18 protein-coding genes are annotated in these 24,162 nt (G+C 62.0%); 7 read left to right on the forward strand and 11 right to left on the reverse strand.

Annotation, left to right across the window (positions count from 1 at the left end; all coding sequences use genetic code 11):
- Window positions 1-92: 92 nt before the first annotated feature.
- The 5 genes from EM6_RS15540 to EM6_RS15560 form a co-directional block, all read right to left on the reverse strand.
- Complete coding sequence (locus EM6_RS15540) at window positions 93-911, reverse strand: hypothetical protein (RefSeq protein ID WP_126424026.1); 819 nt, start codon at window positions 909-911, stop codon at window positions 93-95.
- A gap of 82 nt (window positions 912-993) precedes the next feature.
- Window positions 994-1,413 (reverse strand): hypothetical protein, encoded by a 420-nt coding sequence (locus EM6_RS15545; RefSeq protein ID WP_126424027.1) that lies wholly within the window; start codon window positions 1,411-1,413, stop codon window positions 994-996.
- A gap of 218 nt (window positions 1,414-1,631) precedes the next feature.
- A complete protein-coding gene (gene ppdK, locus EM6_RS15550) occupies window positions 1,632-4,295 on the reverse strand; it encodes a pyruvate, phosphate dikinase (RefSeq protein ID WP_126424028.1) in 2,664 nt (887 codons plus the stop codon).
- 329 nt (window positions 4,296-4,624) lie between these two features.
- Window positions 4,625-6,934, reverse strand: coding sequence for a glycine--tRNA ligase subunit beta (gene glyS, locus EM6_RS15555; protein ID WP_126424029.1), 2,310 nt, complete (start codon window positions 6,932-6,934; stop codon window positions 4,625-4,627).
- Between the two features lie 5 nt (window positions 6,935-6,939).
- Window positions 6,940-7,824, reverse strand: a complete 885-nt coding sequence (locus EM6_RS15560) for a glycine--tRNA ligase subunit alpha (RefSeq protein ID WP_126424030.1) — start codon at window positions 7,822-7,824, stop codon at window positions 6,940-6,942.
- A gap of 151 nt (window positions 7,825-7,975) precedes the next feature.
- Here EM6_RS15560 and EM6_RS15565 point away from each other — a divergent pair, with 151 nt between their 5' ends.
- Entirely contained in the window at window positions 7,976-9,280 is a 1,305-nt protein-coding gene (locus EM6_RS15565) for an AmpG family muropeptide MFS transporter (protein WP_126424031.1), read from the forward strand.
- Window positions 9,281-9,329: 49 nt separating this feature from the next.
- On the forward strand, window positions 9,330-9,737 hold the full coding sequence (locus tag EM6_RS15570; protein ID WP_126424032.1) for a DUF6157 family protein: 408 nt from the start codon (window positions 9,330-9,332) through the stop codon (window positions 9,735-9,737).
- A 211-nt stretch (window positions 9,738-9,948) separates the two neighbouring features.
- On the opposite strand, the gene EM6_RS15575 is transcribed toward EM6_RS15570, so the two are convergent.
- The 3 genes from EM6_RS15575 to EM6_RS15585 form a co-directional block, all read right to left on the reverse strand.
- Complete coding sequence (locus tag EM6_RS15575) at window positions 9,949-10,794, reverse strand: 4-(cytidine 5'-diphospho)-2-C-methyl-D-erythritol kinase (RefSeq protein ID WP_126424033.1); 846 nt, start codon at window positions 10,792-10,794, stop codon at window positions 9,949-9,951.
- Window positions 10,791-12,581, reverse strand: coding sequence for a tetratricopeptide repeat protein (locus EM6_RS15580; RefSeq protein ID WP_126424034.1), 1,791 nt, complete (start codon window positions 12,579-12,581; stop codon window positions 10,791-10,793). Before EM6_RS15580 ends, EM6_RS15575 begins: the two co-directional genes overlap by 4 nt.
- Before the next feature lie 148 nt (window positions 12,582-12,729).
- Window positions 12,730-14,397 (reverse strand): electron transfer flavoprotein-ubiquinone oxidoreductase, encoded by a 1,668-nt coding sequence (locus EM6_RS15585; protein WP_126424035.1) that lies wholly within the window; start codon window positions 14,395-14,397, stop codon window positions 12,730-12,732.
- A 107-nt stretch (window positions 14,398-14,504) separates the two neighbouring features.
- Here EM6_RS15585 and EM6_RS15590 point away from each other — a divergent pair, with 107 nt between their 5' ends.
- Together EM6_RS15590 and EM6_RS15595 are read left to right on the forward strand one after the other, a co-directional pair.
- Window positions 14,505-15,347, forward strand: a complete 843-nt coding sequence (locus tag EM6_RS15590; RefSeq protein ID WP_126424036.1) for a uracil-DNA glycosylase — start codon at window positions 14,505-14,507, stop codon at window positions 15,345-15,347.
- Window positions 15,348-15,511: 164 nt separating this feature from the next.
- Window positions 15,512-17,290 carry a transglycosylase SLT domain-containing protein gene (locus EM6_RS15595; protein WP_126424037.1) on the forward strand — a complete coding sequence of 593 codons (1,779 nt, stop codon included), beginning with the start codon at window positions 15,512-15,514 and terminating at the stop codon, window positions 17,288-17,290.
- A 91-nt stretch (window positions 17,291-17,381) separates the two neighbouring features.
- On the opposite strand, the gene EM6_RS15600 is transcribed toward EM6_RS15595, so the two are convergent.
- Together EM6_RS15600 and EM6_RS15605 are read right to left on the reverse strand one after the other, a co-directional pair.
- The gene (locus EM6_RS15600) at window positions 17,382-18,053 is read right to left on the reverse strand and encodes a glycosyltransferase (RefSeq protein WP_126424038.1); all 672 of its coding nucleotides are present in this window, start codon (window positions 18,051-18,053) and stop codon (window positions 17,382-17,384) included.
- A gap of 5 nt (window positions 18,054-18,058) precedes the next feature.
- Complete coding sequence (locus EM6_RS15605; protein WP_126424039.1) at window positions 18,059-19,318, reverse strand: class I SAM-dependent RNA methyltransferase; 1,260 nt, start codon at window positions 19,316-19,318, stop codon at window positions 18,059-18,061.
- Between the two features lie 291 nt (window positions 19,319-19,609).
- Between EM6_RS15605 and EM6_RS15610 the strand changes: the two genes are divergently transcribed.
- Window positions 19,610-20,047 carry a glycine zipper 2TM domain-containing protein gene (locus EM6_RS15610; protein ID WP_172961280.1) on the forward strand — a complete coding sequence of 146 codons (438 nt, stop codon included), beginning with the start codon at window positions 19,610-19,612 and terminating at the stop codon, window positions 20,045-20,047.
- A 205-nt stretch (window positions 20,048-20,252) separates the two neighbouring features.
- Here the strand turns inward: EM6_RS15610 and EM6_RS15615 are convergent, their stop codons facing one another.
- Window positions 20,253-21,431 carry a glycosyltransferase gene (locus EM6_RS15615; protein WP_232037147.1) on the reverse strand — a complete coding sequence of 393 codons (1,179 nt, stop codon included), beginning with the start codon at window positions 21,429-21,431 and terminating at the stop codon, window positions 20,253-20,255.
- Between the two features lie 144 nt (window positions 21,432-21,575).
- Here EM6_RS15615 and EM6_RS15620 point away from each other — a divergent pair, with 144 nt between their 5' ends.
- On the forward strand, window positions 21,576-22,799 hold the full coding sequence (locus EM6_RS15620) for a hypothetical protein (RefSeq protein WP_126424042.1): 1,224 nt from the start codon (window positions 21,576-21,578) through the stop codon (window positions 22,797-22,799).
- Window positions 22,786-24,042, forward strand: coding sequence for a hypothetical protein (locus EM6_RS15625; protein WP_126424043.1), 1,257 nt, complete (start codon window positions 22,786-22,788; stop codon window positions 24,040-24,042). Before EM6_RS15620 ends, EM6_RS15625 begins: the two co-directional genes overlap by 14 nt.
- Window positions 24,043-24,162 lie beyond the last annotated feature (120 nt).

The raw sequence follows: 24,162 nt of genomic DNA on the forward strand, positions 1-24,162 counted from the left end.
GGACGTCATTTTTTGTGCTTTTCGTGTTTTTCGTGGCCAATAAAAAAGCCGGCGGGTAACCCACCGGCTTTCCTCTATTGCCGAGCGCCAGCTTACGCCGCGCGGCCCGCCAGACGCGCTGCCTGCGCCATCCAGTTTTCGCGCACGATGCGCGGCGCCGAATGGACGCGCGCCGACAGCCAGGCCACGTGTTCCGGCGTCCAGCTTGCCACCTGCCAGTAGTGGTAGATACCCAGCATATTCAGTTCGCGCTCATTATCGGCACCGATGCCCGAAATCAGCGTCAGGTCGTCGGGATAGCCTTCGGGCGCGCTGAGGCGATGCGGCTCAAGGCCGGTGCCCGCCTGCTCCACCGCCGCACGCACGCTTTCCGGCGTCATGGACGACAGCAGCGAGGCCTTGGGGCGTGAGGTGCGATCGAGCAGCTCCGTCACCGGCTCCGCCTTGACCGCCAGGGCGGGGGCGGCCACGGCCGGCGCTTCGGTCCGCTCGATCCCGGCCATGATGGCGGGTTCCAGCTCGGTGGAGACGCCCACAGGTGCGGGCTGCGGAGCGGCCGGTTGAGCGACGGGCGCTCCTGCGATTGGGGCAGCCGCGACCGGTCGCAGCGGGATGATGTCCGCCGACGGACGCGGGGCGTCTGCCTGTGCGGCGGGCGTTTGAACGGCCTGACGCGAGGCATTGAGCGCCTGAGCGGCGGCGACCATCGGGTCAGCCACGGGGCGTTCAACCGCCGGAGCGTTCAGCGGTGCGTCAAAGGTGGAGTCGAGGATAGGGGCCGGGGCCTCATCAAAGATCGAGATACGGCGCGCGGCGCGCTTCGGCTTGGGCGACAGATGCCAGCCTACAAAGCCGCTGAACAGGAAGACCGCCAGAAGCAGGGCCGCCGATTGTGCGATCAGCAAGTACATATGTTTCCCCTACCCTGCACGACGCGCGAGAAAGCCCGTACACAGGCCCAGCGCCGCCGCACCCAGCAGCAGCCAGCGCAGCTCAAAGATCAGATAAAGCATGATCGGTCTTCCCCATAGACACCCGCATCGGCGTTTCGCTTGTGTCGGTCAGCACTTGCAGCGCCGGCCCGTACAGATACCCCTCGCCCTTCGGGACATAGATTTCGATTTCCGGCGGCAGTTCCGGTTGCAGGCTGCGCACGGCGGCGGCGGCCTGTATCAGACGCGCCTTGCGCTCATCAGCGGTGACGCCGGGACGAAAATCCTGCGTTTTAAAGCTAAGGCGGACATTGAGGCCATCGACCTCATAGGCGATATCGCCCAGCCCCTCGGCCTTGAGCGCGTCGGCGACCCGCGCTTCCAGCGCCTGCGGCATGGCCGGAAGCTGTTTATAAAGCCCCACCCCTGCCCCGGCGGTCAGAAGCAGCAGTCCCAGTCCCCATACTGTTTTGGACGACATGCCAAGTTCCCGGAAAATCGAAATTCTGAAAGTGTTAACAACTAAAGCCCAAATCCCGACACCTGACAATAGGCCGCAGCGTGCCGGAGACCGATAAGTTAGACGCCACGTGTGACAGCGCCAAGACATACGCCTGAGAGGGGAAATGCGATCCCTTTCCGCCACGAAAAAAGCCCGGCGGGGGGCCGGGCTTCTTCCAGTCGGGTGTTGCAATTGACTTACTTTGCCGAAATGGCGGCTTGCGCGGCGGCAAGACGCGCCACCGGCACGCGGTAGGGCGAGCACGACACGTAGTCGAGCCCGACCTTTTGACAGAAAGCAATCGAGGCCGGATCGCCGCCATGTTCGCCGCAGATGCCGAGCTTGATGTCCGGGCGCGTCGTGCGGCCCTTGGTGCGGGCGATGTCGATCAGTTGCCCCACGCCGTCCGGATCGAGGCTGACGAAGGGGTCCTTCTCGAAAATACCCTTTTCGATATAGGGGTTGAGGAAGCGGCCCGAGTCGTCACGGCTGATGCCGTAGGTGGTCTGGGTCAGATCGTTGGTACCAAACGAGAAGAATTCCGCCGTCTCGGCCAGCTTGTCGGCCAGCAGTGCAGCACGCGGCAGCTCGATCATGGTGCCGACCTTATAGGCTACCTCGGCCCCGCGCGCCTTGAGCACGCCTTCGGCAATGGCCTTGGTCATGGCGACCAGCTTGGCCATTTCTTCCTTCGTGGCCACCAGCGGGTGCATGATGTCCGGCTGCGGGTCAAAGCCTTCGGCCTTCACGTCGCAGGCAGCTTCAAAAATCGCCGTCACCTGCATTTCGTAGATTTCCGGGAAGGTGATGCCCAGACGGCAGCCGCGCCAGCCCAGCATGGGGTTGGTTTCCGACAGTTCCTTGGTGCGCTTCAGGAGTTTTTCCTCCGGCACTTCCGCGGCTTCGGCCACCAGCTTGATGTCTTCCGGCGTGTGCGGCAGGAACTCATGCAGCGGCGGATCGAGCAGGCGGATGGTCACCGGCAGGCCGTTCATGATCTTGAACAGCTCAACAAAATCGGCCTTCTGCATGGGCAGGATTTTGGCCAAAGCCTTGCGGCGACCGGCTTCGTCATCGGCGAGGATCATTTCACGCACGGCGCTGATACGGTCTTCGTCGAAGAACATATGCTCGGTACGACACAGCCCGATGCCTTCGGCGCCGAAGCCGATGGCGGTCCGCGCATCCGCCGGGGTTTCAGCATTGGTCAGCACCTTCAGCGTGCGGAATTTGTCGGCCCAACTCATAATCTGATGGAAGTCGTCCGAGAATTCCGGCTCGATCATGCGGATGGAGCCTTTGAATACTTCGCCGCTGGAGCCATCGAGCGTCACAATGTCCCCGAAGCGGAAGGTCTGACCGCGCGCGCTGAATTCGCCGCGCTCGGTCGAAATGACCATTTCCCCGGCCCCGGATACGCAGGGACGGCCCATGCCGCGCGCCACAACGGCGGCGTGCGAGGTCATACCGCCGCGCGCCGTGATAATCGCCTTGGCCGCGTGCATACCGTGGATGTCTTCGGGCGAGGTTTCATCGCGCACCAGAATGACGTCGTCGCCCGCCGCCGCCAGACGCACGGCGTCATCGGCGGTGAAGACGATCTTGCCGCAGGCCGCGCCCGGCGAGGCCGGCAGGCCGCGCGCGATCAGGGTGCGCTCGGCCTTGGGGTCCAGCATGGGGTGCAGAAGCTGATCCAGCGCGCCGGGATCGAGGCGCATCAGCGCTTCCTGCGGCGTGATCAGACCTTCCTTGGCCATATCGACGGCGATTTTCAGCGCCGCGCGCGAGGTGCGCTTGGCATTGCGGGTTTGCAGCATGAACAGCTTGCCCTGTTCGACCGTGAACTCCACATCCTGCACATCGCGGTAATGCTTTTCGAGCGTCTCAACGGTTGAGCGGAACTGCGCGAAGACCTCCGGCAGGGCCTCTTCCATCGAGGGGTTGCGCTCGCCCATCTCTTCGCGGGCTTTTTTTGTCAGGGTCTGCGGCGTGCGGATGCCCGCCACCACGTCTTCGCCCTGCGCATTGAGCAGGAATTCGCCGTAAAGGTTGTTGTCACCCGTCGAAGGGTTGCGCGTAAAGGCGACGCCGGTGGCCGAGGTGTCGCCCATATTGCCGAACACCATCGACTGAATATTGACAGCCGTGCCCCAGTCTTCGGGGATGTCGTGCATTTTGCGGTAGAATTTGGCGCGGTCGTTCATCCACGAACCGAACACGGCCTTGACTGCGCCCCACAACTGATCCTGTGGGTCCTGCGGGAAGTCGTGGCCCAGATCGGTCTTCACCTTGGCCTTATAGTCGGCGATGACGCGCTCCCAGTCCTTGGCCGTGATGTCGGTGTCCACCGTGACGCCCAGACGGTCCTTATGGTCGTCCAGAATGTCCTCAAAGCCGTGGTGGCTGACGCCCAGCACGACGTTCGAGTACATGGTGATGAACCGGCGGTAGCAGTCGAGCGCGAAGCGGCGGTCACCCGTCAGGGCGGCAAGCCCTTCGACCGTCTGATCATTGAGGCCCAGATTGAGGACCGTATCCATCATGCCCGGCATCGACGCGCGCGCCCCCGAACGCACAGAAACCAGCAGCGGGTTTTCGACCGAGCCAAAGCCCTTGCCCGTCACGGCCTCCAGATTGGCCAGAGCGGTCTGCGCTTGCGCTTCCAGCCCGGCGGGGAAGGTCTTGTCGTTCTGATAGTAATGGACGCAGGCCTCGGTGGTGATGGTGAAACCCGCCGGCACCGGCAGGCCCAGGGACGACATTTCGGCCAGATTGGCCCCCTTGCCGCCCAGCAGGTTCTTCATCGAGGCATCGCCATCGGCCTTACCGGCGGCAAATGCGTAAACCCATGACTTCGACATCGAAAATCCCTCTTTCCTCAATCAGATAGGCGTATCTGTTCACCCGACTGGCACGGCCGGATGCCAGAGCGATATGTCGAAAAGTGTGAGCGGTTTTCGACAAAAATATCGCGATAAAACAAAAATTTAAAGCGGGATGACGCTTCCATCCCGCTCTGAGGCCAAAGGTACACGCGCGCGCGAACTTTGCGGAATAAGTTTTTATGTAATTCGAAATGCAAAGCACCTCCCCTGATTTCAGGTGGGGTGGATTTTTGCCTGAAAGGCAAAAAGACGGTGGGGTTTAAAAACCCCTCCCCATCGCTGCGCGACAGGGAGGAGGATTAAACCTACGCCAGCTTCGACAGGTCGCCGACACCGTCAAACAGACACCGCAAGGCCGACAGCAGGCTCAGGCGGTTTTCGCGCTCAGCCGCCACGTCGGAATTGACCAGCACCCCGTCGAGGAAGGCATCGACCGCCCCGCGCAAACCCGCCAGCTTGCCCAGCGCCTCTTCGAACTGTTCGGCGTCGATCAGCCGCTCCAGCACCGGCGTTAGGGCGATCACCTGCTGCGTCAGGACCGTTTCGACCTCCGGGGCACCGTTGAGCAGCTTGGGCTCAGCCGTCGGCAGAGCGCCCTTCTTCGCCTCGGCATTGAGGATATTGGCCACGCGCGTATAGGCGGCCTGAAGCTCAGCCCCCGCCGGCGTCGCCAGCACGCTTTCCAGCGCCTTGATGCGCGCCACGGTGCGCACCATGTCGTCGTCCTTGACCGCAAACCCGGCCTCAACCACGTCAAAACGCACGCCTTCATCCTTCAGCATGACCTTCAGGCGATCGGCGAAGAAGTCGGCAAACTCCGCCGACACCGCGCGGAAATCGCGGAAGGTGAGCAGAGCGTTATCGACCTTGGGCGTGTTGGTGACATGCTCGAATTGCAGGTCCAGATCGTAGTCGCGGTCGGTCGGGATGACAAAGACCGGGCTTTCGAGCAGACCGGCGCGGAAATCGCGCAGATAGTTGTCATAGACCTCGGTTTCACCCTCGGCCCAGCGCGGGCCGGCCGAACCGCGCCAGTTATCCGTATCGACATAGACCGCGCGGCCTTCGCCCGCATAGATCAGCAGCGACTGATACCAGGCGGCGACCAGTTCCGACAGAGAGGCGCGCACATTGTGCTGACGCAGGATGCGCAAAATCCCCAGAGCGGCACGACGCAGGGCATAGGGGTCTTTGGAACCGGTGGGCTTTTCGTCGATGGCAAAGAAACCGACCAGCGTGTCGATCTTGTCGGCCAGAGCCACGGCCGCTGACACCGCGCCTTCGGGCACCGAGTCCGAGGGGCCCTGCGGCTTATAATGTTCGCGGATGGCTTCGGCCACATCGCCGGGCAGCCTGGCCGCTTCGGCGTAATAACCGCCCATAACCCCTTGAAGCTCCGGGAATTCCCCGACCATGTAGGAGGCCAGATCGGCCTTGGCCAGATGCGCGGCTTGCGTGGCCAGCGACACGTCGGCCTTGACCAGAGGCGCAATGACTTGCGCCAGCGCTTCGATGCGCGCCACGCGCTGCGCCATCGTGCCCAGTTTGGCGTGGAAGGTCACGCCGTTCAGCTTTTGCAGCCAGGCGTCAAAATTACCTTTGCGATTGTCTTCGGACCAGAAGAAGACGCCGTCCGACAGACGCGCCGACAACACCTTGGCATTGCCGCGGCGGATTTCTGCCCCGCCGTCGCTGGCCACCTGATTGGCGACGATGACGAACTTCGCCGCCATCTTTCCGGTCGAAAGATCGCGCACGGCGAAGTATTTCTGGTGCGTGCGCATCGAGGTCTTGATGACCTCCGGCGGCAGGCTGAGGAATTTCGGGTCCATATCGCCCAGCAGCGGCGTCGGCCATTCATTGAGGCCGGCCACCTCTTCCAGCAGGCCATGATCGTCCATCAGGGCGCAGCCCGCGGTGGCGCAGGCTTCATTGGCCTTATCCAGAATCAAGGATTGACGCTCAATGTGGTCGAGGATGACGAAGTTATCACGCAGCTTCTGCTGATAATCGGCGAAGTCCTTGACGGCAAGGGCTTCTCCGGAGGACAGGACGCGATGGCCTTGCGTCAGGTCGCCCGATGTGACGCCACCGACGCTCAGCGGAATGACCTGACCATCGAACAGGAACAGGATGCGCTTTAACGGGCGCACCCAGCGGAAGCTCGACGTGCCTGAGCGCATCGACTTGGGCCACGGGAAGTTGAGGATGACGTCCTCAAGAATGCCGGGGAGTAGTTCTGCCGTTTTAAGCGCGTCTTTGCGTTTTATGGCAACCCAGACACCATTGACATCCATCAATTCGTCTTGGGTCATTCCGACTTTGCGAAGGAAACCATCTATTGCCTGTTGAGGAGCACCAACCTTGGGACCTTTAATTTCCTCTGTTGTCGCAACGGTTTCAGTGGCAAGCCCATCAACAACCAAGGCTAAGCGCCGCGGTCCGACATAAGTGCGAATTTCGTATGTCTTATTTTGAGCGACATCAAAGCTCGCATCATCCAAGCCAGCCTTATAAAGGCCCTGTTGGAACAGGCGTTCAAAATCACGCGCGGCCTGAAGCTGCATGCGCGCCGGGATTTCTTCTGAAAAAAGTTCGATAAGTAACTGAGCCATTTGTGTTATCTAGCTTCTTCTTGTGCGGCCCATTCAAGCGCGCAGGCCTTACAGAGGTCGCGGATGCGGCCGATATAGGATTGCCGTTCGGCCACCGCGATGGCGCCGCGCGCATCCATCAGGTTGAACAGGTGCGAGGCCTTCAGCACGTGGTCGTAGGCCGGCAGGACCAGCTTATAGCCCAGACTGTTTTCGGTATTGAGGATGCGCAGAACGTTGCGCTCCATGTCCTCAAACTGGCGCTTAAGCGTCGCCACATCGGACGCTTCAAAGTTGAAGGCCGAAAACTGACGCTCCTGCTCCTTGAACACGTCGCCGTACTTCACGCCGTCAGTGTTGAATTTCAGATCATAGACATTATCGACGTTCTGAAGATACATGGCCAGACGCTCCAGCCCGTAGGTGAGTTCGCCCGACACCACATCGACTTCGATGCCGCCGACGCCCTGGAAATAGGTGTATTGCGTGACTTCCATGCCGTCGCACCACACTTCCCAGCCGAGGCCCCACGCGCCCACGGTCGGGTTTTCCCAGTCGTCTTCGACGAAGCGGATGTCGTGCAGGGCGGTGTCGAGCCCGATGGCTTTCAGCGAGCCGAGATACAGTTCCTGAAGATTGTCCGGGTTCGGTTTCAGGATCACCTGATACTGATAATAGTGCTGAAGGCGGTTGGGGTTTTCGCCATAGCGGCCATCGACCGGACGGCGCGACGGCTGCACATAGGCGGCCCTCCACGGCTTCTTGCCCAGCGCGCGCAGGACGGTGGCCGGATGCAGGGTGCCTGCGCCGACTTCGACGTCATAGGGCTGAAGGATCACGCAGCCCTGCTGGCTCCAGTAATGGTGCAGGGTCAGGATAAGGTCCTGAAAGGACAGGGGCTCTTTGGTCATGTTCGAAAATGCCGGACTCCAGAATGGCCGCGAACATAGAGAGGTGCGTCCGGCCAAGCAAGGTTTGCACGGAAAGAAAACCTGTTCAGACGGCGGAGAATCGCTTTTTCTGTGCGTCTCCCCGCGACTGGGGAGAGCGGGTTAAAGCCAAATGTCCTCTGCCGATAAGCCCACCTTCCGCGACATCCTCCGCGCCCTGAAAACGCCCAATGCCTGGCTGCTGCTGGTGCTGGGCTTTTCGGCGGGCCTGCCCTTCCTGATGACCGGCGCGACGCTCGGCTTCTGGATGCGCGAGGAAGGGACAAGCCTGACCGTCATCGGCTATATGGGCTGGATCAGCCTGTTTTACGGCTTCAAGGTCGTGTGGGCCCCGTGGATGGACAAGGTGCGCCTGCCGCTCCTGCACGCGCGGCTGGGGCAAAGGCGGTCCTTCATGCTGCTGGCACAGGGCGGGGTGATCCTCAGCCTGATCGGCATGGCCGCCATCGGCCCCACGGGGAATATCTGGGCCTTTGTCGCCGTGACCCTGCTGCTGGCCTTAAGCGCCGCCTCGCAGGAAATCGCCATCCACGCCTGGCGCATCGAGCAGACCGAGGGACAGGCACAGGAGGCGCTCAATCCGACAATTTATTCCCTCGGCTATAAGGTCGCGGCCATCGTCTCCGGTTCGCTGATCCTTATTCCCGCAGACCAATTCGGCTGGCCGGCCACGGTAACCGGGCTGGCGGCGCTGATGCTGGTCGGTGTGGCCGCAACCCTAATTGCGCGGCCGTCGCGCGCCGAGGCCCTTACGCCGCCGGTGCCCTACAGCTTCGACACCTATGTCGTCGTGCCACTGAAAAGCTTTTTTCAGGAACATGCGGGACTGGCGTGGTGGGTGCTGGCGACCGTGGCGCTCTATCGCCTGCCCGACTATCTGATCGGGCCAGTGGCCGGGCCATTGTATAGCGACACCGGCCTCAGCAATGCCGATATCGCCTATGTGCGTTCGACCATCGGGCTGGCGGCCTCGTTCGCCGGGGTGGCGCTGGGCGGGGCGTGTCTTCTGTGGCTGGGGGTTGAGCGCGCCTTCTGGCTGGGGGCGGTGACCGGGCCTTTGTCCAATATCTGCTTTGCCCTGATGGCCGCGCATCCGGGGGATGTCACCGTGTTCGGCGGCACGCTGATCATCGACAACATCGCCAATGGCGTAGCCGAAACGGCCTTTATCGCCTTTCTAACGCGCCTTACGGTGAAGGAACACACCCTCACCCACTTTGCCCTGATGTATTCGGCGGCCGACCTGACCGGCAAGCTGCTGAAAGGCTTTTCGGGGCAGATCGTTGATGGCCTGACGGCGACGCACGGCCTGTTCGGGGCCTATCAAATCTTCTTTATCGGCACGGCAGTGGCCGGGCTTCCCGCACTGAGTCTTTGCCTGATCCTGCGGCAGCGTGGCCTCTTCAAGACGGCCTGAGACAGGCGTATACTCACTGTCCCAAAGGTCGCGACACAGGGACGACGCCATGATCCGCAACACCTTCATCGCCATCGCCGAAGACTCGAAACACCGCATGGGGCTCGAACCGCCCCGCCGTGACGGCCCGCCGACCCTGGCGCGGTTGCATTATGAGCTGTTGTCGGAACATCCCTACGAACTGACTCTGGATGATCTGAACTTTACCGTCCATTGCCTGAAATACGGCCTTGATACAGCGGATCAGCAGGCGCGCGCGACGTTTCTCTCCAAAGGGCACCCGTGTATGCGCGCCTCGCCCCTGACCAGGACCTATGGCTTCGGGGCGCATTATAATCACGCGGGCAAGATCGCGCTTTATCCTGCGGATTCTGTCGCTTATCGGAAATTTCTCAAAGACCCGGAGGTCCGCGTCGAAAAAGCCATGCGCAGCAAACGCGCGGTGGAGATGGTTTAAGCCCTCTTCACAGATGGCCACAGTTTAGAAGAAACCACAGGTTACACAGATTTCACGGATTATCCGTTTTCAGCGTCTGAGTGCGGAGGCCACGCAAACCGGCGCGCAGCGCCCCTCTGTGAAATCTGTGGAATCTGTGGTTCCCAAAACCCGGTCCTCCCCACGGGATGACATGGCATTGACCAGATGTCATCTGTGGCTATCTGTGGGCTCACTTCAGCGTACAGGCCCGCACCCACGCCTTTGGCCAGTCGGCGCGCAGTCGAGCCGCCAGGGTTTCGGCCTCGCTCAAGGTCTCGCACAGGGCAAAACAGGTCGCCCCCGATCCCGACATGCGGGCAAAGCGTGTCTCAGGCTGCGCGCGTAAAGACGCCAGCACTTCACCGATCACCGGCACCAGACGGATGGCGGGCGCTTCCAGATCGTTACGGGTGGTAGCGAGGTCGTCGATCAGGTCGTATCCCCGCCACTGCGTGTCAACAGGGGCAAATTCCGCTGCCGCATCATAGGCCTTGAAAACCGCCGGTGTCGGACACTCGACTCCCGGATTGATCAGCACAGCGGGCAAGGGCGGCAATGTGACCGGCGTCAATCGCTCGCCATAACCTTCGGCAATCGACGCCTGAGCCCGCAGGCACATCACGCCGTCAGCCCCTGTCTCCGCCGCCATGAAGGACAGGGCGTCGTCAGTCACCTCCGGCGCGCAGGCTTCGCGCAACAGGTGCAACACCGCCCCGGCATCAGCGCTGCCCCCGCCCACGCCTGAGGCTAAAGGGAGGTTTTTGGTCAGGTAGAAATCGTGGTTATCCACGCGCACGCCCGTTGCCGCCTCAAACCGCCGGACGGCCTTGAGAACCAGATTGTCCTCGCCCGTGCTCAAACCCTGCCCGAACGGCCCGTCGATGAACAGCCGCCCCTCACCCGGCGTCAGGCTTACCTCATCGCCATAGTCGGCAAAGACCACCAGACTGCGCAGGGGATGATAGCCCCGGTGATCCGGGGCGGCGACGTGCAGATAGAGATTGACCTTGGCCGGGGCCAGCCGCGACCGCTTCATTTGCGCGTTTTAGCCGGTGTCTTGACCGGGGCTTTGGGCTTGGTCGTCTCAGGCACCGGCATCGTTTCGGCCTCGGCCACGGCCTTGACGTCGGGCACCGCGACCGTATCCAGCTTGGCCTGCACGGCGGCCTTCTGCTTGTCGTCGGCCTCCAGCGTCAGGACGCGCGCCCACTGGTAGCGCGCTTCGATGGTGCGCCCCAGCTTGTGATAGACGTCGCCCAGATGGTCGGTGATTTCCGGATCAGCCGGTTCGGCGGCGATGGCCTTTTCGATCCATTCCAGCGCCTCGGCATACTGCCCCTGCTGGTAATAGCCCCAGCCGAGCGAATCCATGATCGCCCCTGAGCGCGGCGTCTTTTCGAGCGCCTTGCGGATCATCGCCATGCCTTCGGTCACATTCTCCTTGCGCTCGATCAGGCCATAGCCCAGCAGGTTGAGCAGTTCGGAACTGTCCGGTTGCAGGGTCAGGCCCTTTTGCGCCGCCGCCTTAGACTTGTCCCAGTCGCCAGCGGCCTGATACAGCACCGCCACGGTGAACCAGGTTTCCCAGCCGAAATCCGCGTCGCCATAGGCGGCCTGATAAGCTTCCATCAGCTTGAGCGCCCCGGCCGTATCATCCTTTTGCCACAGAAGGCGCGCCCGCTCGACCGTCAGGCCGATGTCCTTCGGGTCGGCGGCGCTCAGTTCGGTAAACAGGGCCTCGGCCCCGTCGAGATCACCGGCTTCCTTGAGGCTCCAGGCGGCGCGCACCTGCGCCTCACGGTAAAAGGGCGAGTCGGGCTCAATCGACGCCCACTCGGTCTGCGCCGCCTGCACGTCCTTCATGCGCATCAGCACCTGCCCGGCCAGAAGCCGCGTGCGGTCAAGCGTCGGCGTGGCAACCGCGGTTTCCGGGGCGGCGTATTGCGCCAGCCTCAGCGTCGCCAGCGCCATTTCCGACTGCTGCTCCGAGGCATAAAGCGTGCCGGACAGGAACAGGCTGTCGGCCAGAATAAGCCGCACATCGGGTGATTTCGGCTTGCGATAGTCTTTGGCATCGAGCCCGTCGAGGCGCTGACGCACCAGCCGGTCCTCGGACACGCCCAGAATGTCAGTATAGAGCTTGCGCGCCTCGTCCTTGCGGCCACGGCCTTCCAGAAATGCGCCGTAATAGGGGCCGAACAGCACGCTGGCCGGACCGGGCTGACAGATGATTTTGAAGATGGCCTCGGCCTCGGCATGACGGCCCTTCATCTCCAAAAGACGCGCCTGATTGGCGGCCTGAAGAAACAGGACCAGCCGGTCGCGATTCGGCGTCGTCCCGGCGTTGAGCTGACTTTCCAGCGTCGGGTCGATGGCCTTGTCCCACTGACGCGCCGCCGCGTAGGATAACGGCTTGAGCAAAACCGTGGCCCGGTCGCTGGCGCCGGCCTTTTGCGAGGCTTCGATGACGGCCGCAGCGGCCTTGCCCTTGCCCTCGCGGATCAGCGCGATGGCCTGCACCTGAGCGGCGACCGTGCGCGACAAACGCCCGCCGTTTTCGGGCACGTGGCTGCGGGCAAAGCTCATATCGCCGCTGAGCACCGCCGCCAGAAAGGCCCGTTCGCGCAAGGACGCATTGGCAGGGTCAGCGTCCGCCGCCGCCATCAGGGCCCGCGCGGCCGTCTCCGTATCGCCCTGTGCCGCCGCCAGACGCCCGACCAGAAAGTCGCCATAGGCGCTGGAATAGGCCTTATCGGCGGCCATGACCGGCGTGGTCAGGCACACAAGGGCGGCGAAGGCGGCAGAGGCAAGAACAGGCTTCATCAGGGGCGTCTCTCGATTACCGGCACAGTGAACGCAGTAAATCCGGCAGGATCAAGTCCTTATCGAAGGACACCCCTTTCAAAAACGTCAAATTCTAGGGAAAAGCCCTACCCTCCTCCCTACAGCTTTGCCGTAGGGAGGAGAGACATCACATATTCGGATAGTTGGGGCCGCCGCCGCCTTCGGGTGTGGTCCACACGATGTTCTGCGTCGGGTCCTTGATATCGCAGGTCTTGCAGTGGACGCAGTTCTGGGCGTTGATCTGGAAGCGTGGCTTGCCGTTATCGTCCACCACCTCATAGACCCCGGCCGGGCAGTACCGCTGCGCCGGTTCGGCATATTTGGGCAGGTTGATGGCGATGGGCACCTCCGGGTCCTTAAGGCGCAGATGGACCGGCTGGTCCTCTTCGTGGTTGGTGTTGGAGATGAACACCGAAGACAGCTTGTCGAAGCTGATCTGGCCATCGGGCTTCGGATAGGCGATCGGCTTGAATTCCGCAGCGGGTCTGAGCGACTGCGCATCGGTCTTGCCATGCTTCAGCGTGCCCCAGGGCGACCAGCCGCCGGTGAGATTGCCCACCGTCATGTCGAGACCACCCAGCACCATGCCCAGCGTCGTGCCATAGCGGCTGAGCAGGGGTTTGACGTTACGCACGAGTTTCAGTTCTTTGGCGATATCCGACTTTTGATAGGCCTTGTCATAGCCTTCCAGCGTCTGTGGCGCGTCGCCCGACGACAGGGCTGCCCACGCCGCATCGGCGGCCAGAATGGCGCTCTTGATGGCGTTATGGCTGCCCTTGATGCGCGGCACGTTCACAAAGCCCGCCGAACAGCCGATCAGCACCCCGCCAGGGAAGCTCAATTTCGGCACCGACTGATAGCCGCCTTCGGTAATGGCCCGCGCGCCGTAGGAGATACGCTGCCCGCCTTCCAGATGCTCGCGCACCACCGGGTGCTGTTTGAAGCGCTGGAACTCATCGAACGGCGACAGATAGGGGTTCTGATAGTTGAGGTGGACGACGAAGCCGATCGACACATATTCGTCGCCGAAATGGTACATGAAGGAGCCACCGCCGGTCTTGTCATCCAGCGGCCAGCCCAGCGTATGCTGCACCAGACCGGGCTTATGCTTCGCCTTCGGAACCTTCCACAACTCCTTGATACCGATGCCGTATTTCTGGACGTCGCTGTCCTTGTCCAGCTCAAAGCGCTTGATGATCTGCTGCGACAGCGAGCCGCGCACGCCCTCGGCGAAGAAGGTGTAGCGGGCGCGCAATTCCAGACCGGGCTGGTAATCGCCCTTGGGCTGGCCTTCGCGGTCGAGCCCGAACACGCCGGCCACGACACCCGCTACGGCCCCCGCGTCGTCGTACAGGACTTCGGAACAGGCCATGCCCGGATAGATTTCAACGCCCAGCGCCTCGGCCTGCTCGGCCATCCAGCGCGTCAGATTGCCCAGCGACCCGATATAGCAGCCGTGATTCTTCATGTAGGACGGCATGGGTAGGAAGGAGATATCAAGCGCGCCCTGCGGCCCCAGATAGATGAAGCGATCTTCGGTGACGGCCGTTTCCAGCGGTGCACCCTGCGCCTTCCAGTCGGGAAAAAGCTGCGTCAGTCCCGACGGGTCGATCACCGCGCCGGACAGAATGTGAGCGCCGATCTCGGAGCCCTTTTCCAGCAGGGCCACCGAGACGTCGCCGCCACTGGCCTGTGCCGTCTGTTTGAGGCGAATGGCCGCCGCCAGCCCCGCCGGGCCGCCGCCCACGATGACGACGTCATATTCCATCGATTCCCGTTCAGGTGCGTCCGCCATGTTCGTACTCTTCTCTAATATTTCCCGGTGCCGGTTTGATCTTGTGGCACAGTTTCCGTAAAGACTGTAAAGACCCTGCCGATCATTTTTCTCAAAGATGTCTGTTTATGCCGGAGCCTCACGCCATCACGGCCCAAACCATGCGCGAGTTGGAAAGCTATCTCAGCTTTCTCAATGACCATGAGTTGGACGACATCTACGATGCTCAGCCTATTAATCGTCTTTTGGCGGAAAATAAATCGCGTTCTGTGGCGGCGACGGCGCAAAACGCCCCGGCGACGGTCACCCCCCTGCCGAGCGCTGTGCGCGTCAATGCCCTGAGGCCTGAGTCGCTGCGCCATTTTGATGTCGAGCGCGCCGCCGCTGCCGCCGCAGCTATCGCCGCCAGCGCCGCGACGGTCGAGGCGCTTTATGCCGCTCTGGAGGCCTTTCCGGATGTGCCCCTGCGCTATGAAGGCGGCAAGGGCCTGATCCGCGGACGCGGGGCCTCAGCGGCAGACGTGCTGATCGTCGGCGATGTGCCCGACGCCGATGAGGACGAGGCGCAGACGGCCTTTCAGGGCAAACCGGGGCATCTGACCGATGCGGCCCTGTCGGCGCTGGGGCTCAATGAACGGGCCTTACGCCTACCCGGTCTGTTCTGGCGTCCGGCGGGCGGGCGTCCGGCCACCGACGAAGACATCCGCCTCACCGCCCCCTTCCTGCGCCGCCTGATCGAACTGAGCGCACCGAAGGTCGTCATCCTGTGCGGCGCGACGGCGGTGCGCAGCGTGCTCGATTCCAACGACAGCGTGCAAAGATTGCGCGGCAAGGCGCACGATCTGACCCTTTCGGGCGGTGCCCCCCTGCGGGTTTTTGTCACCTTCCCCCCCGCGCTTCTGCTGCGCCAACCCCTTGCCAAAAAGGCGTTCTGGAGCGATTTCCTTCTGGCCACGGAGGGTCTCGCCTAAGAGCGCAACCCTTAATAGCTTGCCTCCCCATCAGGTTTTGATTACTGTCCACAGGCGTCCGCACTTTCCCGCGCTGGCCAGGATGCATCGTTTCGTTCGCAAAAGGGTTGTTCAAACCGCGTCCGAAACCTCCCGATTTGGAAAAACAACGACGGAGTGTTGCCTTGACCAGACCTGCGAGCCGCGCCCGCTACCGGCATGTCCTGATGTCCGCCGCTGCGCTTGCCGCCGTCTGTTTCTGTGCGCCCGCCCTCGCCCAAACCCCTACTTTGACCGGCGACAAGACCGTCGATGCCATCCTCAGCACCCCGCAAACCGCCTATAAGGGCGCGGTCCTGCTGGCGGCAGCTTCCGACACACCGCGCAAGCCCGTCGCCTATAGCAGCCTGACCCGCGCGACGCCCAAGGTGCCTGCCGCACTTGATCCCGGCCTGTCGCCGTGGGACGCACAGCTTTATCAGGCGGCGTTTGAGGCGCTCGACAAGGGCGATTTCGCCACCGCCGACGCCTCGATCGAAAAGATCAGCGACAAGAGCCTGATGGGCTATCTTGAGTTCAACAAACTGTTCCACCCGGACTACAGCTCAACCTACGAAGAGTTGATGAGCTGGCTGGAGCGCTATCCCGACCACCCGCAGGCCATGCGCGTGTGGAATCTCGCCAAGCGCAAAAAGCCTGAGGGCGTCGAAGACCCGCCGTTCCCCAAACTGGCCGGGGCGCAGAAACTGTCTTCCACCGGCCTGCTGGACGGGCCACCGCGCAGCGAAGTCAAGGCGGGCACCGCCGGACCCGATTCGGCCCTGACGCCCAAATCGGCGCGCTCGGCCTATAATGACGGCAAGCTGGATCAGGCGCTGAAACTGGGCGTGCAGATCGGCGATCGCTGGGTGGCGGGCCTCGCCGCCTATCGCCTCAAGCGCTATGACGAAGCGCTGAAACACTTCGATTTCATCGTCAATGACCCCAGCCAGAGCGCCTGGAGCCAGTCGGGCGGGGCCTACTGGGCCGGTCGCATGGCCGCGAAAATGGGCCATAAGGGCGACGCCGAGCTTTATTTCAAATACGCCGCCTCCTTCCCCTTCACCTTCTATGGCCTTCTGGCCGAGCAGCGTCTGGGGGCCGAACCCGCCGTCGTCCGCGCGCAAAAGGGACAGGCCCCGGTCTTTGCCGAAGAAACGCGCGGGGCCTATACGGCCAAGCTCAATGCCGATTTCAACTGGGCCAAAAACGACGCTCAGGCCCGCCGCGTCTCGATGCTGGTGGCCGTAGGCCGCAAGGCCGATGCCCGCAGCGAGTTGCAAACCGCCATCCAGCGTTCACCGGATCAGCAGACGCGCAGCAATTGGCTGGCTCTGGCCGACGCGCACGATCTGTCAGTCTCGCAAATCCGCACCTCAGACCGTCTGTTCGACCCGGCCAACTATACCATCCCCGATTTCGAGCCGACCGAAGGCTGGCGCATCGATAAGGCGCTGCTGTTCGCCATCGCCAAGAAAGAGAGCAAGTTCAACGCCAAGGCCAAGAGCTATGCCGGGGCCTATGGCCTTTTGCAACTGATGCCAGCCACCGCCTATGTGGTGACGCGCGATTCCAGCCTGATGAGCAATCCGGACAAGCTGCTCGACCCGGCGGTCAATCTTCAGGTGGGTCAGTCCTACATGCTGAAACTGGCGGCGTCGGGCATCAATGACTCCGACCTGTTCCGCGTAGTGGCCTCCTACAATGCCGGCGAAAAATGGGTGCAGGACGCCATGCGCTCGCTGGGCGATGACGCCGACTCGCTGCTGGTGATGGAATCGATCCCGGTGGCCCAGACGCGGCAATATGTCGAAGAGGTGGTCGCCTCTTACTGGATCTATCGTCAGATCATGGGCAAGCCGTCAAAGACTCTGGCGCTGGCGGCTTCGGATGCCAAGATCGTCGATATTCTGGCCGATAAGTAATTAGCCACGAAAAACACGAAAATCACGAACGCTTCGCGCGAACAGAGTTACGCAACGAAATTCGTGATTTTCGTGTTTTTCGTGGCTAAATCTAAGTCGTCTTCACCGGCGGCTTGGGCGGGAAGCCCAGCAGGTACAGCACAAAGCCGCCCGCCTTGCCGAACAGCGATAAATACCAGCTCCCTTTGCGGAAGCGCTCGCCATTGGTGGTCAGCGACACCGGAATGGGCCGCAGGCGCGCCCGGCCGAGAGCCAGGTCGATGCTCAGGTCTTCAAACGCCACCTGATCCTTATAACCGCCCACGGCGTCATAAAGGGCGCGCGACAGGAACAGGCCGTGGTCGCCGGACGGAATGGCCAGCCAGCGTGAATTGAAGGCCACGACCTCAGCCCAAAAGCTGGCAAACCACGACGGATCATCAAAAGCCAGCCGAAAATAGCCGGCGCGCAACGGAAAATGCTTCATGTGGTCGCGCACATGGTCCATCCAGCCATCACCCAGAAGCGAGTCGGCGTGCAGGATCATCAGCCAGTCGCCCTTGGCCGCCTTACACCCCTGCCACAGTTGCAGACCGCGCCCCGCGTCCGCGTGCAGCACGGTACAGCCCGTGGATTCGGCGATTTCCAGCGTCGCGTCTTCGGAGCCGCCATCGACGATGATCACTTCCTTGATCAGACCTTCGACCACCGCCGGGACCAGCGCGCCCAGGGTGCGCACCAGTGTGGCTTCGGCATTGAGGGTGGGAATGACGACAGATATCAAGGCAGTTACCGCGAAAAGACGCCGACCAGCTCGACATGGCCGGACCACAGGAACTGATCTATAGGCGTCACCCGATCCAGTTGAAAGCCCGCCTCTGTCAAAATTTTGGCGTCGCGGGCAAAGGTCTGCACGTTACAGCTCACGCCGACGACACGCGCCACCTGTGAGCGGGCGATCTGCTGCGCCTGCGCTTCGGCCCCGGCGCGCGGCGGATCGAAGACCACGGCGTCCCAGCCGGCCATTTCCTCGGCCACCACCGGCGCGCGGAACAGATCGCGCGCTTCGACCGTGATCGGTTTCAGGCCCGGCGCGCGGCCAATGGCGGCCTTGAGCGCCCGCACCGCCCCGCCCGCCCCGTCGGCGGCATAGACCGAAGCCGTTTCGGCCAGCGGAAAGGTGAATGTACCCGCCCCGCAGAACAGGTCCGCCACACGCCTGGCCCCCGCCACCGCGTCCTTGACCAGCGCCACCATATCGGCCTCGGACGTCGCAGAGGCCTGCAAGAACGAACCGGTCGGCAGGTCCACCGTGGCGCGGCCAAAGCGCACGCTGGGCAGATGCGACTGATAGAGGATGTCATCGGCCATCGAAATACGCGCCAGACGGATATCCGACGACTGCGCGATCAGGGCGATCTCCATGCGCGCCTGTGCGCTCAGACCGCCGCTTTTGCTGCGCTCGATACCGCGCACATCGACGTCGAGCCCGGTATCCGAGACGGTCACCGACAGGATGGGAGCGGATTTCGGATGCTCAAACAGGTGAGAGGCGATTTCCGTCAGCACAGGTATGGCCGCGATCAGGGCCGGATCGGCCACCGGACAGACCTCTATCTTCACCTGATCCCACGAGCGCCGCCGCTTATAACCCAGCTCGGTGCGCACGGTCTTGCCCTGACGGTATTGTTTGGCGTGCAGGCCAACCCGACGGCGCGTGGCGGGCGGCGTGGTCCGAATGGGCGCGACCTCGGTTTCCAGCCCCGCCCGACGCAGCACGGTTTCGACGTTGGCGCGCTTCCAGTCGCTATAGGCCGCCATCTCCCAGTGTTGCAGGCTGCACCCGCCGCACTGGCTGAAATGCGGGCAGACGGGGGCGACGCGCTCAGCGGACGGCGTCACCACCTCGATCAGGCGCGCATGGCCGTCCTTTGGCGCGGAAGCCCGCACGGTCTCCCCGGGCAGGGTCAGGGGCACGAACACGCCGTCCGTCGTCACACCGTCGCCCTGAAAGCCGACTTTTTCGATGGTAAGGGTCACATCACTCATGGGCGGCTAATAAAGGAGTTGGGGTTCAAAGCTGAACAAAAATTTTGAAAAAAGTTCTGCGTCCAGACAGGCCGCCCTCCCGACTTCCGGCACAACAGGGGCCATTATGCATTGATATTTCAAATATTTTCGGAAAATTTCAGCCCGTTCAGCCTGCAAAAGAAAATGCCAAGATGAACGAAGATGAACAGGGTTCTCAAAAACCGTTCAGGTTGGGGGGCCTATAAAGGTCTTCATCAACGACGGGCTGACCCGCCGCGGAATGGAAATAAACCCGAAAGGAACCCCACCATGACCAAGTTCAACACCACGAAAAAGATCGTCCTGTCGGCCGTGGCCTCGGCCATGGTTCTGAGCGCCGGTCTGGCCGGCACCGCTTCGGCCTATGACCGTTACGACCGCTATGAGCGCCGCAGTTATTCGGAAGCCTGCGCCGAGCGCAAGACGAATAACAAGACCAATGGCGCGGTTCTGGGGGCCGTTGCCGGTGCCGCCGTCGGTAACGGCGTCTCGGCCCGCAACGCCCGCACCGAAGGGACTATTCTGGGCGCCGTCGTCGGCGGCCTGATCGGGGCCAAGGTCGGCTCGGACAACACCCAGTGCCAGTACTACGGCAGCCGCGACCGTTACGATGACCGTTATGACCGTCGTGACCGCTATGACGACCGTTACGATCGCCGCGATCATTACGACCGCTATGACCGTTACGACCGCCGCGATCGTTACTAACCGATTCGAGAACCCCTCCCAATTCTCTGATTTAAGAGGATATCCGGGTCCACTGACGCCCTGCACCTTCCCCCCCTTGGTGCAGGGCGCTTTTTTTATTCTGATAAGCAAAAACTGAAAAATCTCGCTGGGCCGCCCCAAGAGATTTTTCTCGATATGGTCCGAGGAAAAGTACCCGGCTTGCCGGGCAACTTTTCCTCGATCATTAATTCGTACCCTTCTTCTGGTTCCAGGCGAAGGCCTTGGCCCCCCAGTAGTTCCACACGCCGCTGAGCAGCGCCGCCGAAATGCCGGCCGCGAACCAGTGGATACCGAAATAGTCCTTCAGCAGGATCGCCACCCCGAGGCTGAGCAGCGCCCCGATGGAACAGGCGAAGTAGAAGCCCAGCAGGCCGGTAAGCATCGGCCAGCCCTTCAGGCGCTTGTCGCGGAAGGTCAGGACGTTATTGATGTAGAAGTTCCACGTCATCGACAGCCAGATGGCCAGACCGTAGTTGATAATGTCGTCATAGCGCACCTGATAGCGATAGAGCGGCAGGCCACCATCGACGCGCAGCAGCGAATGGCTGAGCGCCAGAATAATCGCATAGACGAACGCACCCGAGACACCGACCAGCCCGAACAGCACAAAGCGCGCCGAGATGATGCCGTTGGTGGCCTTTTCGATCAGCAGCGCGCCGAGGTCGAGCACGACGCGGATATCGAGCTTGGATTCGCCGCCCTGACGCTGACGCAGAGAGGCCTTCACCTCGCCGAAGCGCGGGCGCACCTTGGTCGAAGCGACCAGATCGACCAGAATCTTGAACCCTACGCCCGTCAGGTTGGGACGCGCGGTTTCGTACCAGTCGCGCGTCATCATGAAGCAGCCGCTCATGGGATCGGTCAGGGGCGCTTTCAGCACCAGACCGGTGGCCAGCGTCGCCGCCTTGGAGCCCAGATCACGGATAAAGCTCAGGCCCGTATCCGTCTTGCCGATATAGCGTGAGGCGCAGACGAGGTCCTTGTCGCCGTTGAGGATCATGTCGGCCAGGGCGCGGATGGCCACGGGATCGTGCTGACCGTCGCCGTCCATGATCCCCAGCACGCGACCGCGCGCCATGTCCCAGCCGCGGATAGCCGCTGACGACAGACCACGCTCACCCTTGCGTACATACAGGCGCACGCGCGGATCGCTCTTACCCAGATCGCTCACTTCGGCGGCGGTATTGTCCTTCGAATCGTCATCGACCACGAGGATTTCATAGTTGAGGCCGCTCAGGTGCCCGGCGATCTCGGTGATCACGCTGCGGATGGCCGCGCCTTCGTTCAGCGTGCAGATGATAAGGCTGAGATCGGGCGCGGCGGCGTCCGGGGCTTTGTCAGCGGCAAAATTTGCGTCTGGCAAAAACAACTCCTGAAACTTATGGTGCGGGCCTGTGGCCGTGTGGGTCGCGGTATATAACAAACTTTTGATTTGGCATAGCGGCATCAAAATGGCGCTCCGCCAACGCGGCCTTAAGCGGAGGTCAGCGGGCTTTTTGAGGTGTGGATGAAACGGTTTCCCCCGGCGGTGCGTATTGGACTGATTGTCTTCGTCTTTTTCCTGCCGCTGCTCTCCGGTGTGTTGGGTAAGATCGCCAAATCCCACGCCTGGTTCGGTGATTATCGTGCCGTGGCCTGCGGCGCGCAGAAGGTCATTGACGGCGGCGCGCTGTACGATCTCAACCTCAAATGCGCGGCGATGGAGGGCACGACGGCAGTCTATGTCTATCTGCCCGTCGTCGCCGAAGCCTTTGCCGGCGTGATTCGCCTGATCGGTCAGGACGGCCTGATCTGGCTCTATGGCGCGCTCTATGTTCTCAGTCTGGCGGTCTTGCTGGGGGGCACATACGTCCTTTCGCGCAAAACGGGCGCAGGACCTGAGCCCGCCCGGCTAGATAAAATCCCCTTTGCCGCCTTCCTGACCGGCAGCGCCGTGGTGTGGGGCAATATCGCCGTCCTGTGCCACGCGGCGGTGCTGGCCTCAGCGCTGGTGGCCAAACGCTATCCGTGGCTGTTCGCGGCCGTGGTCGCCCTGTGCGGCGTCATCAAGCCGGTCTTCCTCACCTATCTGCTGGTGCTGCTGTTTATCGACCTGCCGCTGGGCAAGCGGCTCGGTTGGGCGGCCCTCGCCGCCATCGCCGGGCTTTTGCCCACCGTCCTGTTTGCCACCGACGGCTCGGCCCTGTCGCAAAGCTGGCGCGCCACCCTGTCGGGGTTTGTCTATACGACCACGCCGGGCGAAAGTTTTTACGGCTGGCTGGGCCTGTTGGGCCTGCGGGGCGACAGTGTGGGGGCCAATCTGGGCTGGCTGGTCTTTGCAGGTCTAATGGCTTTGAGCGGGCTTGCCATCGCCGAAGGGTTGAAACTCGACACCCGCGCCCGCATCTGGCTGGGCCTCAGCCTTGGCGTCCTGACCATTCCGCGCCTGATGTCGCAGGACGTGTTTCTGATCGGCGTCGGTCTGGCCTATATCGCGCTCTATAGCCCGTCGCTTAGCTCGGCTTCCAAACCCTTGAGCGTCCTGAAGGATCGCGGCCGTACGATTCTGACCGTCATCTGCGTCTTTTGCCTGATCGGCGGGGCCGCCGAACTGGGCGATTTCACCACGCGCATCAGTACGTTACTTTTAAGTCTTTACGTTCTGGCTGTAGGGGCCCTGACCTTTGCCCAGCGCCGCGACACCATCCTCACCGCTCTCCTGTTCCGAAAGTCTGCCCGTGTCCCTGACTGAATTTTTCCGCAAACCCCGTCCCGACGCCCTGACGTGGTTGCAGGCGCACACGCAGAAAAAATCCACGCGCTTCTGGTTTCTCTTCCTGATCAGCTTTTCGGTGGTCAGCCACCTGCTGGGGCGTCTGGTCAAGGGCAAGTGGTGGATGAACGATTTTGACGCCCTGATATGCGGGGCCGACTATATGCGGCGCGGCCTGTCGCCCTATGCCTACGAACCGGCCTGCGAAGGCCTCAAGGCCGCGCCCTACGTCTATGCGCCGCAGATCGGTGAATTCCTGCGCCCGATTATCGAGGTGACGGGGCTGACCGGGGCGCGCTGGCTCTATGCGCCGTTTCTGATCGCCGCTCTGCTGGTGATAGCGTGGTACGGGCTGAAACGCAGCTTCCCCAACCTGCCGCTGCATATCCGCCTGCTGGGCTATACCATCGTCTCTGGCTCAGCGGTATCGTGCGGCAATATCGCCGTCATCTGTCACGCCGCCGCCATCGGCACAGCCCTGATGATCCGCCGCACCCGCTTGCCCTTCCTGCTGGTCGTGCTGGTGTCGTCGATCATCAAGCCGGTCTTCCTGACCTATCTGATCGTGCTGATGTATGACGTGCGGCCCCTGCGCTCGCGGCTATTGTGGTCCGCCGCCGGGGCCGTCATCGGCATCGGCCTCTATGTGTGGATCAGCCGCACCGCCGGGCCGCTGTATGAGGTGTGGCAAAAGACCATCTACGACATCACCCTGATCGAACAGCCGGGCTATACCCTGCTCGCCTGGGCCGAATGGGTCGGCCTGACCATAGATCATCCCGCCACCCTGATCGCCTTTGCCGTCTATTTCCCGATCATGGCGCTGGCCGGGCTTCTGCTCTGTGATCTGGGCAAGCTCAGTCTCGATACGCGCCTCCTGATCGGGCTCGGCATGGCACAACTGATCAATCCGCGCATGATGTCCTACGACATGCTGTTCCTGCCAACCATGCTGGCGGCGGTCGTTATGGTGGCGCGCGATTACGGTGAGCGCACCTTTTCTCAGGTATCGTGGACGTTTTTGTGGATCGGTGTTGCGGGCTTTTTCATGGCTGTCTTACCCATCAAGGACTTCAAGCCCGCCGACATCATGTCCCCGGCCTTTGTCGCCCTTGTCCTGTGGGTCAGCCTGATCGTGATCCGGCAAAACAAGGATATTATCCAGCAGGCCCTGAAAAATCCTAAGCCTTTCCTGGGTGATATTATACAGGGACGCCTGTAGGCCCAGACACCAAAACACACAGTAACCGACATCATTGCCCCGGTTTTGCCACGACTGCGAACCGCCGGACACAGAGTCTCCTTAGTTTCATCCACATGAGCGGCGACCTGTCTTTTCTTT

The sequence above is a fragment of the Asticcacaulis excentricus genome (genome assembly GCF_003966695.1).
In the GTDB taxonomy this organism is placed as follows: Bacteria; Pseudomonadota; Alphaproteobacteria; order Caulobacterales; family Caulobacteraceae; genus Asticcacaulis; species Asticcacaulis excentricus_A.

Coding starts and splice junctions, on each gene's coding strand:
- EM6_RS15540 (WP_126424026.1), bottom strand. CDS start 911: ATGTACTTGCTGATCGCACAATCGGCGGCCCTGCTTCTGGCGGTCTTC.
- EM6_RS15545 (WP_126424027.1), bottom strand. CDS start 1,413: ATGTCGTCCAAAACAGTATGGGGACTGGGACTGCTGCTTCTGACCGCC.
- ppdK (WP_126424028.1), bottom strand. CDS start 4,295: ATGTCGAAGTCATGGGTTTACGCATTTGCCGCCGGTAAGGCCGATGGC.
- glyS (WP_126424029.1), bottom strand. CDS start 6,934: ATGGCTCAGTTACTTATCGAACTTTTTTCAGAAGAAATCCCGGCGCGC.
- EM6_RS15560 (WP_126424030.1), bottom strand. CDS start 7,824: ATGACCAAAGAGCCCCTGTCCTTTCAGGACCTTATCCTGACCCTGCAC.
- EM6_RS15565 (WP_126424031.1), top strand. CDS start 7,976: ATGTCCTCTGCCGATAAGCCCACCTTCCGCGACATCCTCCGCGCCCTG.
- EM6_RS15570 (WP_126424032.1), top strand. CDS start 9,330: ATGATCCGCAACACCTTCATCGCCATCGCCGAAGACTCGAAACACCGC.
- EM6_RS15575 (WP_126424033.1), bottom strand. CDS start 10,794: ATGAAGCGGTCGCGGCTGGCCCCGGCCAAGGTCAATCTCTATCTGCAC.
- EM6_RS15580 (WP_126424034.1), bottom strand. CDS start 12,581: ATGAAGCCTGTTCTTGCCTCTGCCGCCTTCGCCGCCCTTGTGTGCCTG.
- EM6_RS15585 (WP_126424035.1), bottom strand. CDS start 14,397: ATGGCGGACGCACCTGAACGGGAATCGATGGAATATGACGTCGTCATC.
- EM6_RS15590 (WP_126424036.1), top strand. CDS start 14,505: ATGCCGGAGCCTCACGCCATCACGGCCCAAACCATGCGCGAGTTGGAA.
- EM6_RS15605 (WP_126424039.1), bottom strand. CDS start 19,318: ATGAGTGATGTGACCCTTACCATCGAAAAAGTCGGCTTTCAGGGCGAC.
- EM6_RS15610 (WP_172961280.1), top strand. CDS start 19,610: ATGACCAAGTTCAACACCACGAAAAAGATCGTCCTGTCGGCCGTGGCC.
- EM6_RS15620 (WP_126424042.1), top strand. CDS start 21,576: ATGAAACGGTTTCCCCCGGCGGTGCGTATTGGACTGATTGTCTTCGTC.